Source organism: Plantactinospora solaniradicis (assembly GCF_042658085.1).
Classification (GTDB): domain Bacteria; phylum Actinomycetota; class Actinomycetes; order Mycobacteriales; family Micromonosporaceae; genus Plantactinospora; species Plantactinospora solaniradicis.
In genome coordinates this window covers 1-16149 of record NZ_JBHSPR010000095.1, presented here as the reverse complement: position 1 = coordinate 16149, position 16149 = coordinate 1, and the positions used below count along the sequence as shown (strand labels likewise).

Annotated in this window: 15 protein-coding genes; 7 read left to right on the top strand and 8 right to left on the bottom strand. The window is 71.1% G+C overall.

From position 1 onward, the window contains the following. Positions 1–79: 79 nt before the first annotated feature. The 5 genes from ACFP2T_RS45905 to ACFP2T_RS45885 form a co-directional block, all read right to left on the bottom strand. Complete coding sequence (locus ACFP2T_RS45905) at positions 80–1546, bottom strand: NADH-ubiquinone oxidoreductase-F iron-sulfur binding region domain-containing protein (protein WP_377433828.1); 1467 nt, start codon at positions 1544–1546, stop codon at positions 80–82. Next, entirely contained in the window at positions 1543–3414 is a 1872-nt protein-coding gene (locus ACFP2T_RS45900) for a hypothetical protein (RefSeq protein ID WP_377433825.1), read from the bottom strand. Before ACFP2T_RS45900 ends, ACFP2T_RS45905 begins: the two co-directional genes overlap by 4 nt. A gap of 251 nt (positions 3415–3665) precedes the next feature. Continuing rightward, a complete protein-coding gene (locus ACFP2T_RS45895; RefSeq protein WP_377433822.1) occupies positions 3666–3788 on the bottom strand; it encodes an MFS transporter small subunit in 123 nt (40 codons plus the stop codon). Next, positions 3785–5257 (bottom strand): OFA family MFS transporter, encoded by a 1473-nt coding sequence (locus ACFP2T_RS45890; protein WP_377434049.1) that lies wholly within the window; start codon positions 5255–5257, stop codon positions 3785–3787. Before ACFP2T_RS45890 ends, ACFP2T_RS45895 begins: the two co-directional genes overlap by 4 nt. 289 nt (positions 5258–5546) lie before the next feature. Beyond that, complete coding sequence (locus tag ACFP2T_RS45885; protein ID WP_377433820.1) at positions 5547–6314, bottom strand: SIR2 family NAD-dependent protein deacylase; 768 nt, start codon at positions 6312–6314, stop codon at positions 5547–5549. A 253-nt stretch (positions 6315–6567) separates the two neighbouring features. Here ACFP2T_RS45885 and ACFP2T_RS45880 point away from each other — a divergent pair, with 253 nt between their 5' ends. Next, positions 6568–7368, top strand: a complete 801-nt coding sequence (locus ACFP2T_RS45880; protein ID WP_377433818.1) for an SDR family NAD(P)-dependent oxidoreductase — start codon at positions 6568–6570, stop codon at positions 7366–7368. Between the two features lie 78 nt (positions 7369–7446). Here ACFP2T_RS45880 and ACFP2T_RS45875 read toward each other — a convergent pair whose 3' ends face one another. Next, the gene (locus tag ACFP2T_RS45875; RefSeq protein ID WP_377433816.1) at positions 7447–7983 is read right to left on the bottom strand and encodes a TetR/AcrR family transcriptional regulator; all 537 of its coding nucleotides are present in this window, start codon (positions 7981–7983) and stop codon (positions 7447–7449) included. 67 nt (positions 7984–8050) lie between these two features. Here ACFP2T_RS45875 and ACFP2T_RS45870 point away from each other — a divergent pair, with 67 nt between their 5' ends. Further along, on the top strand, positions 8051–8455 hold the full coding sequence (locus tag ACFP2T_RS45870) for a nuclear transport factor 2 family protein (protein ID WP_377433813.1): 405 nt from the start codon (positions 8051–8053) through the stop codon (positions 8453–8455). Between the two features lie 182 nt (positions 8456–8637). Then, positions 8638–9810: a winged helix DNA-binding domain-containing protein gene (locus ACFP2T_RS45865; RefSeq protein WP_377433811.1), complete on the top strand. Its 1173-nt coding sequence runs from the start codon at positions 8638–8640 to the stop codon at positions 9808–9810. A gap of 28 nt (positions 9811–9838) precedes the next feature. Here the strand turns inward: ACFP2T_RS45865 and ACFP2T_RS45860 are convergent, their stop codons facing one another. Further along, positions 9839–10834: a threonine ammonia-lyase gene (locus ACFP2T_RS45860; RefSeq protein ID WP_377433808.1), complete on the bottom strand. Its 996-nt coding sequence runs from the start codon at positions 10832–10834 to the stop codon at positions 9839–9841. Between the two features lie 110 nt (positions 10835–10944). Here ACFP2T_RS45860 and ACFP2T_RS45855 point away from each other — a divergent pair, with 110 nt between their 5' ends. The 3 genes from ACFP2T_RS45855 (at position 10945) to ACFP2T_RS45845 (ending at position 13313) form a co-directional block, all read left to right on the top strand. After that, a complete protein-coding gene (locus ACFP2T_RS45855) occupies positions 10945–12129 on the top strand; it encodes a low temperature requirement protein A (protein ID WP_377433805.1) in 1185 nt (394 codons plus the stop codon). Positions 12130–12255: 126 nt separating this feature from the next. Continuing rightward, positions 12256–12726, top strand: coding sequence for a DoxX family membrane protein (locus tag ACFP2T_RS45850; protein ID WP_377433802.1), 471 nt, complete (start codon positions 12256–12258; stop codon positions 12724–12726). A 134-nt stretch (positions 12727–12860) separates the two neighbouring features. Then, complete coding sequence (locus ACFP2T_RS45845; RefSeq protein WP_377433800.1) at positions 12861–13313, top strand: YbhB/YbcL family Raf kinase inhibitor-like protein; 453 nt, start codon at positions 12861–12863, stop codon at positions 13311–13313. A gap of 8 nt (positions 13314–13321) precedes the next feature. Here the strand turns inward: ACFP2T_RS45845 and ACFP2T_RS45840 are convergent, their stop codons facing one another. Continuing rightward, entirely contained in the window at positions 13322–14782 is a 1461-nt protein-coding gene (locus ACFP2T_RS45840) for an NF041680 family putative transposase (protein WP_377433797.1), read from the bottom strand. Positions 14783–14970: 188 nt separating this feature from the next. Between ACFP2T_RS45840 and ACFP2T_RS45835 the strand changes: the two genes are divergently transcribed. Continuing rightward, complete coding sequence (locus ACFP2T_RS45835) at positions 14971–15831, top strand: class I SAM-dependent methyltransferase (protein ID WP_377433794.1); 861 nt, start codon at positions 14971–14973, stop codon at positions 15829–15831. Positions 15832–16149 lie beyond the last annotated feature (318 nt).

The following is a 16149-nucleotide window of genomic DNA, read 5'->3' as shown; positions in this document are numbered from 1 at the left end:
TCCTCGCCTGCCGCCGAGCGGACCACCGGACCGGGGGTTCCGCTCGGCCGGCCGTGCCGGTCGGATCGGCTACGCCGGGTCAGTTCACCGGCATCATCCGCAGCGCCAGCGCCGGACACATCCGCACCGCCTTGCGGGCGCCCGCCTCCAGCCAGGTCGGCACCGGCGTGGACGGGAACGACGGGAAGCCGTTGGCGTCCAGCCGGACGAACTCCGGCACCACGTGGGCGCAGAGGCCGTGCCCGTCGCAGCGGGACCAGTCCACCACCAGCTTCGACGTCGGGGCATCCGCCGCCGACGGCAGGCCCAGCACGCCCTTCACCTTCCGGCCACAGCCGCCCCGGTTGGCGTGCGCCTCCAGGTCCTCGGTGAAGACCTCCAGGGCCGAGGTGGCGAACCGGGCGGTGCCGTCCGGGTGGCTGCACGCTCCCCGGCCGCGTACCGCGCCCGCCGCCGCGCGGACCACCTCGGGGGCGGCGCTGCCGCCGACGATCAGGTCCAGCGACCGGGCCAGGTCCGGCAGGCCGAGCCGGCACGGGCCGCACTGTCCGGCGGATTCTCCGGCCAGGTACGTCACCACCTGAGCGGCCTCGCCGAGCGGGCAGACGTCGGCACTCAGCGGCATGATGATGCCGGCACCGAGCGCGCCGCCGACCTTGGTGAACCCGGCCCGGGACACCTCGGCGGTGGCCGCGCCCTCAGCAGTGATCCACTTTCCGTGGTAGCCGCCGGTGAGCACGCCCGGACCGGTCGGCGTCTCGCAGAGTTCCAGCACGTCCCGGAGCGGGATACCGGTCGGGCACTCCACCACCGCCGGTCGGCCGGCGGCGCCGGTCACGGTCAGCAGCACCGTGCCGGGCTCGTCGGCGGTGCCGACCGTCCCGTACTCGTACGGGCCGAGCCGGGCCGCCAGCGCGAGCTGCGCGTACGTCTCGGCGTTGGAGAGCAGCGTCGGCAGGCCGCCCACCCCGGCATCGCTGGCCCGCTGCTTGCGCCCCGGCGGGATGTGCGCCTCGCCGTTGATTCCGCGTACCAGTGCACCGCCCTCGCCGGAGATGAACCGGTGCGGCACGGTGACGATGCCGGTGCGTACCGGCATCCGGCGCTCGGCCAGGGCGGCGGTGAGCGACGCCTCCCCGATGCCGTCGTCGGCGACACCGATCACGATCTCCTCGGCGTCCAGCGCGTACGCGGCGATCGCGGCGCCGTCCAGGATCAGGTGCGGGGCCCGGGTGAGCAGCGCCTTGTCCTTCCACGCGCCCGGCTCACCCTCGGTCGCGTTCACCACGACCACGGTCGGCAGGTCCTGCCGGTCCGCCGACTCCAGCACCGCCCGGATCTTGCGGCCGAACGGGAAGCCGGCGCCGCCCTTGCCCTTGAGTTCGATCCCTTCGACCAACCGGAGCAGACCCTTGGGGGAGAGCGGGTTGACGGCGCCGTGCACCATCTCGTGCGCGGTCAGGTCCAGCCTGCCGAACTCGTCGAATCCGGCGGTGAGCCGAGGTTCGCCGAAGCAGGCCACCGGCGGTACGGCGGTCAGGCTCACCGTGCGTCTCCCTTCAGGTTGGTCCAGTACGCCCCTTCCTCGGCCGCGTCGTCCGACTTCTTGCGGCGGGAGGACCGGCTGGGCGGTTCGCCGGACTTGCGGGCCCGGCGGGACGCGAGGTCGATCAGGGCCGGTCGGTCGGCGTCATCGTCGTCGTCCCGACCTGCCGCCAGGTTGGGCTCGTACCGGACGGCGCGGCCCCACTCGTTCGTACTCTCCTCGGCGTCGTCGTCGCCCTTGGCCCGCCGCCCGGGGCGCTCCGTGGCGGGTTCCTCGTCCGCCGCCCGGCGTCGCCGGCCGGGCCTGGTGGCGCCGGTCGTCGGCTCGTCGTCGGGCTCCCGCCACGAGCGCCGTCCGGCGCCGTCGGTGTCGTACCGGGGCCGCCGTTCCTCGTCGACCACCGGCGGTCGCGGCTCGTCGCGGTCGGTGGCGCGGAGCGGCACGTCCTCGTCGGCCAGCGGTCGGCGGTACGCGGAGTCGTCCGCGCCGCGTCGCGGCCTGTCCCAGGGGTCCTCCGGCTCGCTCGTCGCCCAGCGTCGCGGGCTGTCCCAGGGCAGTTCCGGGTCGCTCGGCGGTACGTCGGGTCCGGCGCCGGTCGCCACGTCCCGCGCCAGCGGCACCTCGGGGACGGCGAACCGGTCCGACCGGCGGCGGGACGAGTCCGTCGTGTCGGACTCCCCGGCCCGGGCCCAGGTGTCGATGGCCGAACCCGACCCGGTGTCGCGCAGGTCGTTGAGGCTCTCCCGGCGTCGGCGACCGACCCGGGTGCCCCGGTCGTCGTCGCGCCCGGTCAGGGTGCCCCCGTCCTCGGTCCGGCCGATCCGGATGTCCGGGTCGCTCCTGCGGCCGCCCATGGTGTCGTCGGTCCGGCCGATCCGGATGTCCGGGTCGCTCCTGCGGCCGCCCATGGTGTCGTCGGCCCGGCCGATCCGGATGTCCGGGTCACTCCTGCGACCGCTCATGGTGTCGTCGTCCCACCGGCTGTCCCGGCCGCTCCCTCGACCGTCCGTCGCGCTCCGGCGACCGGCCGTGACCGGGGAATTCTGCCGGCTGGCCCGGATCTCGTCCGCCGTGCGGCGTTTGGCGGGAGCCGTGCCGATGCCGTTCCGCACCGGTCCGGCCGACCGGGCCGCCTTGCCGACCGGAGCCAGCGAGCCGGTGCCCTGGCCCTGCTCCTCCCGCTTGCGTCCCAGCGAGACCGAGAGCCGGACCAGCAGGGCGCCCACCACCAGAGCCACACAGAGCAGGTAACTGACGGTCACCCAGGTGGCCGCGGCGCGGCCGGCCTGCAAGCCGTGCACCAGCGCGATCGGCCAGGCGGCGTACGAGACGCTGTGCAGGGCGCGCCACAGCCACGGCTTGCCGACACCGGCGAACCGGACCCGGACCAGGCCGGTCCAGAGCACGCTCACCATGAGCACCCCGGCGACGGTGCCGAGTCCAACGTAGACATTGGCACCACCGACGAACGGCAGGAACGCGGTGCCCGCGCTGACGTGCCCGGCGGTGATCTTGGTCAAGACGTGCAGTACCAGGGCGATCACCGCGATGATGCCGAGCGACCGGTGCGCCGACTGGAGCAGGACCCGGTGCCGGATCAACAGGACGATGCGGTCGGTCGCCACCAGACCGGCCATCACGGTCAGGCTCAGCGACACCAGGGTGACCGGACCGGCGAAGAACACGATGAACACGAACATGTACGCGTTGATCAGACTGCCGATCGGGCTGAGCATCGCCGCAGCCCACAGGGCGGCCAACACCGAGACAACGAGTACCGCGAGAGCCCCCTTCGGCCGAGGTGTACTGCCCCGGCTGGTGAAGCTCTTGGGGATGCTGGCTCGCTGAATCTGCCTCGTCCGGGCCATACGCTCCTCGATCTCCGCCTCGGTGCCCACCACCGCGCCCCAGCTGACCGCCCGTCGGCTCGACGAGCACGGTCGCCTATTCTGCCCCGTCCCGATCGTGCCACTTTGGCCGGAGTCGCACCGCCGACGATCTACTGCCGGCGGTCCGACCCACAACAGGTACGGAGAAACAGGCCGGGGGGATGAGTCCCGTGCCGATTATGTTTCACGATCGGTGGAGTTGGGTCCCCTCCGGGGTGGGCAATCCGGGGTCAACCGGTGAAGAGCTTCGCCGCGGTGATGACGGTCTGTACGACACCGTAGCCAAGAAGGACGGCGATCAGCAGCCACGAGATCCAGAGACGGGCGGACTGGCCGTGCGGTTGCTCCGTCATCGCGCGGTGCTCCTCTCGGTACCGATCGGATCGGCGGCGTCGGTGCCGCCCTCGGAGGTAGTGGTGGACTGGTCACCGACCGTTGTGGCCGGGCTGGGTCCGCCCGGAGTGGCCGGCTCGTGGAAGCGTTCCGGTACGGACCGGATCAGGAGGTTCGCGACGAACCCGATGGCCAGTACGCCGACCATGGTGAACAGCGCCGGCTGGTACGCGGACGCGGTGAGGGTGCCCGGCTTGCCCTGGGCGTCGAGGAACCCGTTGATGATCAGAGGCCCGGCGATCCCGGCGGCGGACCAGGCGGTCAGCAGCCGACCGTGGATCGCACCGACCTGGTAGGTGCCGAACAGGTCCCGCAGGTAGGCGGGGACGGTGGCGAACCCTCCGCCGTAGAAGGACAGGATGACGCAGGCGAGCAGCACGAAGAGCGCGGTCGCGGTGGAGCCGATCAGGGCCAGCAGGGCGTAGAGCACCATGCCGACGCCGAGGTAGACCATGTAGATCGGCTTACGTCCGATGACGTCCGAGGTCGACGACCAGACGAACCTGCCCGCCATGTTGAACAGCGACAGCAGTCCGACGAAGCCACCGGCCGCGGCGATGGTGACGGTCGACGTCCCGCCGTCGCGGAAGAAGTCCTGGATCATCGGGCTGGCCTGTTCGAGGATCCCGATGCCGGCGGTGACGTTGCAGAACAGCACGATCCAGAGCAACCAGAAGGAGCGGGTCCGGATGGCGTTCGTCGCCGAGACGTTCGCGGTGGTGACCAGCGGCTTGGCGGCCACCGTGGCCGGATCGAAGCCGGCCGGTCGCCAGCCGGGTGCGGGCACCCGGACGTTGAACACGCCGAACATCATGATGGCGAAGTAGCCGACACCCAGCGTGACGAAGAGCCCCACCAGCGCCCCGCCGGAGGCCACCGAGGCGGAGTTCGACGGATCGTAACCGGGGTCGTAGAACGAGAGCAGCTGCCGGGACAGCGGGCTGGCCAGCATCGCGCCGCCGCCGAAGCCCATGATGGCCAACCCGGTCGCGAGGCCGGGGCGGTCCGGGAACCATTTGATCAAAGTGGACACCGGTGAGATGTATCCGATGCCGAGCCCGATCCCGCCGAGGAAGCCGTAGCCCAGGTAGACCAGCCAGAGTTGCCCGGTCGCGATGCCGAGCGCGCCGACCAGGAAGCCGGTGGCCCAGAAGCACGCCGAGACGAACATGGCCTTGCGTGGTCCGTTCGCCTCCACCCAGGTTCCGCCGACCGCCGCCGACAGTCCCAGCATCACGATGGCGATGCTGAAGATGACACCGATGGCGGTCTGGCTGGCGTCGAAGTGGGCGATCAGAGAGTTCTTGTAGACGCTTGTCGCGTACGCCTGACCGATGCAGAGGTGCACGGACAGCGCGGCCGGCGGAATCAGCCAGCGGCTGTATCCCGGGGCGGCGACGGTGTGCTGATGGTCGAGTGCGGACAGCAGCGGCACGGTCGTACCTCGCTTGCGGGCAGGGCGGGCGAGGGCGTGGGGGTTACGGCGGTGGACGGCCCGCGTCGTCGGCTCCGCCGTGGCTTGCTCTACCGCCCGGAACCTAGTCGCCGGCTCCTGCTGACATGATCAACTCCGTTCGGCCGATCGCTCGACGGTCGATCGGCTGAGCCGAACGGTCGTCCGGCATGCGTACGAACACGATGCCGTGACGGACCGCTCACGGTACGGCGTAGAACGGTTCAGCCGGCCGGGCGGTGGTTCAGACCGCTTGGGCGGCGGTTCAGGCCGATTGGGCGGCGGTGAGCGCGGCGGTGATCCGGGGCAGCGCCGTGCTGATCGGCTCGCGGACCAGCGCGTCCGCCATCCCGTCGTACGGCGTCGGGTCGCGGTTGACGATCACGAGCCGGGCACCGGCCAGCACCGCGACCCGGCACAGCGAGGCCACCGGCTCGACCTGGAGGGAACTGCCCACCGCCAGCAGCAGTTGGCTCGCCTCGGCGATCTTCTCGGCCTGGGCGAAGGTGTCGTGGTCGAGATGTTGGCCGAACAGCACGACGGCGAGCTTGAGAATGCCACCGCAGGCGGGGCAGGCCGGATCCGTCTCGCCCGCAGCCACCCTGGCCAGGGTCTCCGAGGCGGGGCTCCGCTGCCGGCATCCGGTGCAGACCACCGAGCGCATGCTGCCGTGCAGCTCCAGAACCTTGCGGGGAGCGATCCCGGTCATCTGGTGCAGGCCGTCGACGTTCTGGGTCAGGATCCGTACCGCCAGCCCGGCCCGGTCCAGTTCGGCCAGGGCGTGGTGCCCGGCGTTGGGCTCGGCCCGCCAGGCGGCGTGGCCGAGATAGGTCTGCCAGAACCGCGCCCGGACGTCCGGATCGGCCATGAAGCGGTCGTACCGGAAAGCGTCCGCGAGCGCGGGGTCCCGGGTCCACACCCCGTTCGGGCCCCGGTAGTCGGGCACCCCCGAGTCGGTGGAGATGCCCGCCCCCGTCAGCACGGCGACCCGCCGGACGCCCCGGCCCCACTCGGGGACCTCCGCCTCGTTCATGGCCGCCAATCTAGGCAGCGGCGCACGCTCGGAGCGAGCGGTTATCGTTCGACGCCCGCCGGGTCGGTGCCCGCCTTGCGATGTGCGACGCACCGAGGCCGGCCCCGTGAGAAGCCGTGACGTGGGCCACCCCGGCCGGACCGCCGCCGCTGCGAGGTCCGGCCGGTGCCGTTACGGTCGGGCTGGTCGGGAAGCCGGGCCGGCCCCACCCGGGCCGGTCGGCCCGGACAACGTGCTGACGAAGAGGAACCGCATGACCGTCAATATCGACCTCACCGGCCGGACCGCGCTGGTCACCGGCTCGACCCAGGGCATCGGCGCCGCCATCACCACCCAGCTCGCCCGAGCCGGCGCCCGGGTGGCGGTGAACGGCCGTACCGCCGACAGTGTGGGGCGGGCGGCGACGGCGCTGCGGGCCGAGGTGCCCGGTGCCGACGTGATCGAGGTCGCGGCCGACGTCGCCAGTGACGAGGGGGCGGCGCGGACTCTGGAGGTCCTGCCGACCGTCGACATCCTGGTCAACAACCTGGGCATCTTCGGCGCCGTTCCGGCCCTGGAGATCGACGACGAGCAGTGGCGCCGGTACTTCGAGGTGAACGTCCTGGCCGCGGTCCGGCTGACCCGCGAATACCTGCCCGGGATGATGGAGCGCGGCTGGGGACGGGTCCAGTACATCGCCAGTGACTCCGCGGTGGTGATCCCGGCCGAGATGATCCACTACGGCGTCTCCAAGACGGCGTTGCTGGGCGTCTCCCGGGGCTTCGCCAAGGCAGCCGCCGGTACGGGCGTGACGGTCAACGCCGTGATCGCCGGCCCGACCCACACCGGTGGGGTCGAGGACTTCGTCTACGAACTGGTGGACCGGCAACTGCCGTGGGAGGAGGCGCAGCGCGAGTTCATGCGGGCGCACCGGCCGCAGTCCCTGCTCCAGCGGCTGATCGAGCCCGCCGAGATCGCCAACCTGGTCACCTACCTCGCCTCGCCGCTCGCCTCGGCCACCACCGGTGCGGCGGTCCGGGTCGACGGCGGCTACGTCGACGCGATCGTCCCCTAACGGCACAGCCGGCCCGCCCTGACGACGGTTCGGTCGATCGGTGCCGGTGAACGCGCACCTGGTCCCCGAGGCCGGCGGTCAGTCGCACCTCAGGCCGGCGAAGATGACCGCGAGCGTACGGGCTTGCAACTGGTTGTCCCATCCGGCGTGCAGGGCGCCCTGGCATACGCTGAGAAAGAGCGCCATCACCTCGGGTAGCCGTACCGGGGCGGCGACGTCTCCGGCGGCCTGGGCCGCTTCCAGCAGCCGGCCCACCGCCTCCTCCAGCCGACCTACCGCGTCCGGAAGCCGGATGTCCACGCCGGACCCGGCGAGCAGATCGACGACGGCCTTCTTCGCCGCGGCCTGCGCCACCACGTGCGTGAAGAACGCGAAGAGGTCGAGTCTTCCGGCCTCCTCCACGAGCTGCGCCAGCAGTCGCTTCATGATCGCGGCGAGCAGGTCGTCCTTGGTGGGGAAGTGACGAAAGACCGTGCCGATGGCAACGCCGGCCCGACGGGCCACCTCCTCTGTGGAGGCGCGGGTGCCGGCCTCGGCGAAGACCGCCTCGGCGGCGTCCAGGATGCGTGCCCGGTTGCGCTGCGCGTCGGCACGCAGCGGTGGCCCCTCTAGCAAAGTGAGTCTCCACTCATTATTATCGGTGACGCAAGTCGAGTCCTGACTCATTATCCAGGGGGACGACATGACGCCAAGCGAGATCTTCGACAGCATGCGCGCCCGGTGGCTCGCGAACCTGCCCACCTACGAGTCGGACCTGCTCGCCGACGACGTGGTGCTCGAGACGCCGTTCGCCGCACCCGGTCGCCCTACGCGTACCGAGGGAAAGCAACGGGTCCTCGAGTACACGCAAGCGAGCCGGGCGGCGTTCCCGGTCAGGTTCGACGACTGCCGCAACGTGGTCATGCACGAGACCGGTGACCCCGAGGTGATCGTGGTCGAGTACGAACTGGTCGGCACCCACACGGCGACCGGGGTCACCGCCTCGGCGCCGTTCATCGGGGTGCTGCGGACCAGGGACGGCAAACTGGCCCACTGGCGCGAATATCAGCACACCCTCGCCATCGCCCAGGCCGTGGGTCAGGCATAGGTCTGGATCAAGAATCAGCGGCCCGGCGGAGGTTGTTAGGCTGGCCGCCACATGGGAAGGGACCCGCAGCCAGGCACTTCCTGCCGCCGGGCGGCACGCTCGTCTTCGGGCAGGCTGGCGGGCGTTCGCTGACCTCGCACAGCGGATCGGGCCCGTCGGACAGTCGAAAGGGAAACGGCAGGGTGCGGATCGACGGGGCACAGCGGCGGGCCAGGATCGGCCGGCGACACCGGCTGGCGGCGGCGGCCCGAACCGACGATCCGGTCGAGGTCGCCCGGGACCTGGTGGCGCTGCACGCCTCCGATCCGCCCACGGTCTACCTGGCGCTGTTCGCCCGGTCGACGACCGCCGACGTCGCGACAATCGACCGGGCCCTCTACGAGGATCGGGCCCTGATCCGGATGCTGGCGATGCGCCGGACCATGTTCGTCACCCCCGTGGAACTCGTACCGGTGCTGCACGAGGCGTGCGCCCGTACGGTCGCCGGCCGGGAGCGCCGCAAGATGCTCGGCTTCCTCACCGAGGCCGGCGTGGGCGACGACGTGGAGCGGTGGCTCGCCGAGGTCGAGGAGGTGGCGCTGCGGGCGATCGAGGCGCGCGGCGAGCTGACCTCGATGGAACTGGCCGAGGAGGATCCACGGCTGCGCCAGCCGCTGGTGTTGTCGCCGGGCAAGTCCTACGAGGGGCGGCAGCGGGTCGTCACCCGGTTACTGCTTCTGCTCGCCGCCGACGGGCGGATCGTCCGGGGCCGGCCCCGGAGCACCTGGCGATACGGCCCGTACCGCTGGTCGCTCGCCGACCGCTGGTACCCGGAGCCGTTGGCGCAGTGGTCGGCCGAGGACGCCGAGGTCGAGTTGGCCCGTCGCTGGCTGGCCGCGTACGGGCCCGCTCCGGCCGAGGACCTGCGCTGGTGGACCGGATGGACCGTCGGCCAGGTGCGTCGGGCACTGGCCCGGCTGGACCCGGTCGAGGTGGAACTCGACGACGGGACCGGGCTGGTCCTGGCCGACGATCTCGAACCGGTGGCTCCGGTGGAGCCCTGGGCCGCGCTGCTGCCCGGCCTCGACCCCACCCCGATGGGCTGGTCCCGGCGGGACTGGTTCCTGGGCGCGCACGCGCCCCACCTCTTCGACCGGTTCGGCAACATCGGTCCGACGGTGTGGTGGGACGGCCGGATCGTCGGTGGCTGGGCGCAGCGCAAGGACGGCGAGATCGCGTACCGGATGCTCGAAGACGTCGGCTCGGACGCGCTCGGCGCGGTACGGACGGCCGCCGCGGACCTCACCGACCGGCTCGGCGAGGCGCGGGTCACGCCGCAGTTCCGGACCCCACTGGAGCGCGAACTGTCGGCCTGACCCGCGCACCTCGCCGAGTCGTCGGCATCTACCCCGCGACGGGCTGGTACGGGCGGGTGAGCCCACCCGTCCGGGTCGCCCAGGCCACGACGTCCGCGACGGTGGCGTTGCCGCCGCAGAGCACGAGTCCGAGGACGGCGTCCCGGCCGACCCGTTCGATCACCCGCCGGGCGGCCGGGACCAGGCAGCCGGCCGCCGGTTCCAACCACAGTTTGGCCTCGTCGGCCACGGTGAGCACCCCGTCGATCGCCTCGGCGTCGGAGACCACCAGGACCTCCTCGACGTACGCCCGGACGTGCGCCAGGGTCAGTTCGCTGACGGTCGGCGCGCCGAGTGTGCTCGAGATCGAGGTGACGTCGACCCGGACCGGGTGGCCGGCGGCCAGGGACCGGGACATGCTCTCGGCACCGACCGTCTCCACGCCCCAGATCCGTACCGCCGGGTTCACCGCCTTGATCGCGGTCGTGACCCCCGAGATGAGCCCGCCGGTGCCGATGCTGACCACCACGTCGGTCAGGTCCGGCCGGTCGGCGATGAACTCGGCGCCGACCGTTCCGTGCCCGGCGACGATGGCCGGATCCCCCAGCGGATCGACATAGGTCATGCCCCGTTGCCGATGCTCCTCGGCGATCTCGAACGCGTGGGAGACGTCGGCGGTGAGCAGCAGCGTCGCCCCGGTGGCGCGGACCCGGGCGATGGACCGGGCCGGGGCCGACTCCGGCATCACGATGGTCGCCCGGCCGCCCATCCGGCCGGCCATCGCCGCCAGGGCCATGCCGTGGTTGCCGCCGCTGACCGTGACCAACCCGGCGGCGAAGTCCTCCGGCGAGAGCGACAGCAGCTTGTTGGCGATCCCCCGGGGCTTGAAACTGCCGGAATGCTGGAGGATCTCCAGCTTCAGCGCGACCGGGACGTCCAGTACCTCGGCCAGCCCGGGGCTGGCGACGGTGGGAGTACGCAGGACGTGCGGCTGGATACGGGCAGCGGCTTCCGTTATCCGGGCGGCGGGGATCAGCTCAACCATGCCCACGGACGGTACTCGGCGCTCGGGGAGCGGACACGCCGAGATCGCACGGCTCAGGGAATACGGATTAACCCCAACAAAAGACCTCATTCTGCCGCAGTCTTGGCAAGGTGAGGGCGAGTACCAAGGCGGCACTCGAGCGCGACCCGGAGGGGTCGCGCCGGGTCTCGCTCCTGGAACTCTTCTTCGACCTGGTGTACGTCGTCGCGCTCGCCCTCATCTCGCGACACCTGGTGCAGAACCTGGACTGGTTCGGCGTCGCCGAGTCGGCGGTGCTGCTCGCCGGGGTGTGGTGGGTGTGGGCGATCACCGCGTTCCTGACCGACCTCTACGATCCGCAGCAGGTCTCGATCCAGTTGCTCACCGTCGCCGTCATGCTGGGCAGCCTGCTGATGGCGGCGACCGTGCCACACGCGTTCGGCTCCGGCGGCCTGGTCTTCGCGTGCGCGTACGTCGGGATCCATCTGGGCCGTGGACTGTTCCTGGTGCCGAGCCTGCGGGGTCAGCGGGCACAGGGCCGGGCGATCCGGATCTTCTTCTGGTTCGCCATCTCGGCGGTGCCATGGATCGTCGGCGGACTGATGTCCGGGGAGGGCGTCCGGATCGCTCTCTGGGCACTGGCGGTGCTGATCGACTACCTCGCCTTCAGCCTGGGCTATCCGACCCCGTGGCTCGGGCGGCTGCCGCAGTCGCAGTACAACGTCACCGCCGCCCACCTCGCCGAGCGCTACCAGCAGTTCTTCACGATCGCGCTCGGCGACGCGGTCCTGATCACCGGCTTCGCCTACAGCGGAGTGCGGGCGGGACCGGCGCATTCCGGGGCGTTCCTGATCGCGTTCCTGAGCACCGTACTGCTGTGGCGGATCTACACCCACCGGGCCGGGGAGGTCCTGCCGCTGGCGATCGAGTCGGTCATCGAGACCCGGCGGTTCTTCCGGATCGCCCCGTACACCCATCTGATGATGGTGACCGGGGTGGTGCTCAAGGCGTCCAGCTTCGAACTCATCATCGCGCATCCGCTCGACCATTCGGGCTGGGCGATGATCGCACTCGTGCTCGGCGGGCCGGCGCTGTTCCTGATCGGCCGGTCCCGGTTCGAGTACGAGGTCTTCGGCCGGGTCTCCCCGTCCCGGCTGGTCGCCCTGGGCGTACTCGGGGCGATCTCTCCGGCGATGACGCTGCTGCCGCTGGTCGCGGTGGCGGCCTGCGCCATGTTGGTGCTGGCCGGAATGGCGGCGGTGGACACCGCGCGCAGTTGGGGTCGGACCCCGGAGCAGCCGGCGCCCCCGGCGTAGGCCGGGGCGCGGGGGAGTGGATCGGCGGCGGCGACCCGGAGCGCTGGCCAGGGGGCCCCGGCGGTGTGCGACCGGGCTTTCTGGGTAGGCGGTCGCCACAGCGGCACCGGCAGAGTGGAGCGACCGATGAATCTGTCCCATCTTCCGCTGCGCGTCGCCATCGGCGCGTTCTTCCTGAATTCCGGCCTCTCCAAGTGGAATCTGGAGGGCGAGTCGGCGGCCGCCACCCACGGCATGGCCGTCGGCGCCATCCCCCAGGTCAGGCGGATCGGACCCGACGTCTTCGCCAGGCTGCTCGCCGGCACCGAACTCGCCCTCGGCGCTGCCCTGCTGGTGCCGGTCATCCCGTCGGCACTGGTGGGCACGGGACTGGTCGGATTCGGCGGCGGCCTGATGCGGTTGTACCTGGCCACCCCCGGGCTCCGCGAGCCGGGCAGCGTCCGGCCGACCCAGCAGGGCGTCCCGATCGCCAAGGACAGTTGGCTGATCGGTGCGGGACTCACGCTGCTGCTGGACGACCTCTTCGGGCGGATGTCGGGCAAGCGCCGGGCCACGGGCATGCATTTTGCGCGGAACTGCGGAAAACGTCGGCGCTGATCCCGTCCGCTCCCGTTTCGCCGCGCCGACGCCGGGTACCCGCGAGCGGAGCAGCGGCGCGGATGTACCACCGGGATCACCACCGCGATCATGACCGGATGCCGGAGGACGGGATCCGGAGGGAGGGCGACGGTATGGCTGGGATCGTCCTGCGGAGTCTTGCCTTCAACGACCACGACCGGCTGCCGGACCGGTTCTCCCGGTCCGGTGGGAACATCTCTCCGCCGTTGGAGTGGTTCGATGTTCCCGAAGAGGCCACCGAACTGGTCCTGCTGGTCGAGGACCGGGACGCGGGGCGGACACCGTTCCTGCACTGGCTCGTGACCGGGATCGAGGCGGTCTCCGGCGGCGTGGACGAGGGTGAGGTCCCGCCGGGCGGACGTACCTGGACGAACGGCTTCGGCACGGCCGGCTGGGCTGGCCCGCACCCGCCGATGAACGACGATCCGCACCGGTACTTCTTCCGGCTCTACGCGGTGAACCGGCCACTGGAACTTCCCGGTGCCCCGCAGGCGCCCGACGTGCACGCCGCCGTCGAGGAGTTGGAACTGGCCAGCGGCAACATGGTCGGCACCTTCGCCCGCTAGTCTTGTTTTTAACCTTCGGGTTTCTGCAGGTCGGCTTGGGTGCGGGCGCGGTGGATGGTTTTGCCGACGTCGTGGTGGGGTGCGCGGTGTCGGTTGGGGCTGCCGGGTGGGCGTCCGGGGCCGGGCCGGGTGCGTTTTGGCGCCTGCGCGGGTTGGCTGGTCTGCGGCCGGAGGTTCCTAAAGGCGCGTCGGGCCCGTGTCGGGCTTAGTCGGCCGGTCCGGGCTGAAGTGGCGGGTTTCTCCCAGGGGCGGCGTAGGTCGTCGGCCAGGCTGCGCGCCAGGCGGAGTTGGTTGTGGGCGGCGATGATCAGCCAGGTCCAGGTCCAGGTCCAGGTGTCGGCGGCGGCCGGGTCGCGTAGCCGCGGCCGGGTCCAGCCGAGGGTCTGTTTGAGCAGCCGGAAGGTGTGTTCGAGGTCGAAACGCCGTAGGTAAGCCTGCCAGAGCAGGTTGACCTGGGCGGCGCTCAGGTCGGGCGTGGAGCACCACAGCCAGATCGGTTTAGGGTTCTGCCCGGATGGAACACGGTCGACGGTCAGGCGGATGAGGGTGCCCTCGAGAATTGGCAAGGGCCCGCTGTGGCTGATCCAGGCGGCGCGGCGAGTCAGCCGAGGATGCACCCGATTCCAGGCGACGGCCTGGGCGATGCCGTAGCGGCGGGTCTCGGTCCGGGTGTGATGGGCTGGTTGTGGCCAGGTGCTCTCGTCGGACAACCGCAATTCTGGGCCGTGGTGGCGAGGCCGGCCGACCGTGGTGGGTGTGCGCTGCGGTGCGGGCAAACGCATCACCCGGCTGGTGCGCAGCCGGCCGAGGATCTGCAGGGGTAGGCCGGCCAGGTCGTGGGCAAGGCGGGCGGTGTCGTAGCCGGAGTCGGTCACGATCAGGATCGGCGGGTCACCCGGGCGCCAGTGTCCTGCGGTGATCAGCCGATCGATAACCTCCCGAAGCTGGGCGCAGGCCACAGCCATCTCGTCGTCGGCCGGCCCGAGCCGCACGGCGTCCAGGATCGCGGTCCAAGACGTGCGGCCGGTCTCCAAAGCGGCGACGATCGAGTAGGGCCAGCCGGGAACCCGCTGGTCCTGGGCTCGGGTCTGCCCGGACACGTGGCAGTAGAGCCGTTCGGGGCTGGTGTGGGCCTCCCGCCGCAGCCACGGGGACACGTCGATAGCCAGCACGATCCGCCCGTCAGCGGCCAGCGGGACAGGCAGGGCTGTCACCGCCTGGCGCAGTCGGCCCAGGTCGACCCGGCCGTGGTTGATCGCGTCGTAGAGGGCGCCATGGCCCCGGCGGTGCTCGACGGTCAAGCTCAGTCCGACCAGACTCTGGACCGGGCCGTCGGCGCACAACAGCGCGTCCGTCAACTCGAACAGGGCGTCGGGCCGCCTGGTCAGACAGGCGTAAAACTCCTCCCGGAACCAGCCGAGTCGCCGCAGCGACTCGACGCGGTCAGCGGGGTCAGGCACACTGCTCATCACGGCCTTCGGATCAGGATCATGGTCATCTTCAGCGAGACGCCATGATCACCGAGGGCCGTCCTGCTGTCCAATCACGACACCATGAAACAGCAGGCCAACCAACCCGAAGGTTAAAAGACAAGCTTGTGCTGTGACCACGAACGTTCACGGTGTTGGGTGACACGCCGCGTAGCTAGGCTGAACGCATGACTCATGCGGCGGGACCGATCGAGCCGTCCGGGGTGTGGGCCACAGCCGTGGGCGTGGCCAGGGTGAGGGCAATGGAGACGGCACGCGAACAGCCGCTATTCCGGGACCCGCTGGCGCTGGCCTTCGCCACGGCCGGCGGGAGAGGCCCCGGGACGCCGCCGCCCCCGCGCGCGGACGAGGCGGCGCGGCGCCGCTGGCTCGGTGTGGCCTTCTCGATCGTCATCCGGACGAAGTTCCTGGACGACCTGCTGGATCGGGCGGTCGCGTCCGGCGTCCGGCAGGTCGTGCTGCTCGGAGCCGGGATGGACAGCAGGGCCTTCCGGATGAACTGGCCCGCGGGAACGCGGCTGTTCGAGGTCGACACGGCCGAACCGCTAGGCTTCAAGGCCTCGGTGCTGCGTCAGGAGCGTGCCGTTCCGCGCTGCGAGCGGATCACCGTTTCGGTCGACCTACGCGAGGACTGGCCCGGCGCCCTGGCCGTGGCCGGGCACGATCCGGCGCAGCCGACGGTGTGGATCGCCGAGGGACTGCTGATCTATCTGCCCGAGGACGCAGTGGAGTCGCTGCTCGAACGGGTCGGCGCGCTGTCCGCTGCAGGCAGCAGGATGGGCCTCACACTGGGCTCGCGCGGTGTGGTCGAACGCTTTCGCGGGGATGCCGCTCCGGGATCGGCAGCGTCGATGTGGGTCTGGGAGATGCCGGAGGACCCGGTCGGCTGGCTAGACGGCCTCGGTTGGGAGGCGGAGACCTTTACTTTGCGTGAGCGCGCCGAGGCCTACGGGCGTCCGGTGCTCACCCCGCCGCAGCAGGACGAGGGCGAGGGCGGACTCCTCTCGGCGGTTCGCGCCGCGCACTGAGCACGACGAAGGCCGGCCCCCGCGTATGGCGGGGGGCGGCCTTCGACTGTCCGTTCCTTCGGTCCGCTAGTAGTGCTTTGTCATAATCTGAGTGGGTAGCGGGGTTTCGTTGTCGGGAACCGTGTTTTGCAGGTGGGGCAGGCGCCGGCCAGGCGGACGAGCTGGTGTTGCAGGTTGCGGAGTACGGCGTAGAGGGTCAGGCCGGCGCTGCCGCTTCTGGGTTCAGGCGGTGCAGGGTGAGGAAGGCATGAGCGGCGGAGACGAGGGTGACGTGGTGGTGCCAGCCTTGCCAGGTCCGTCCTTCGTAGTGGTGTAGGC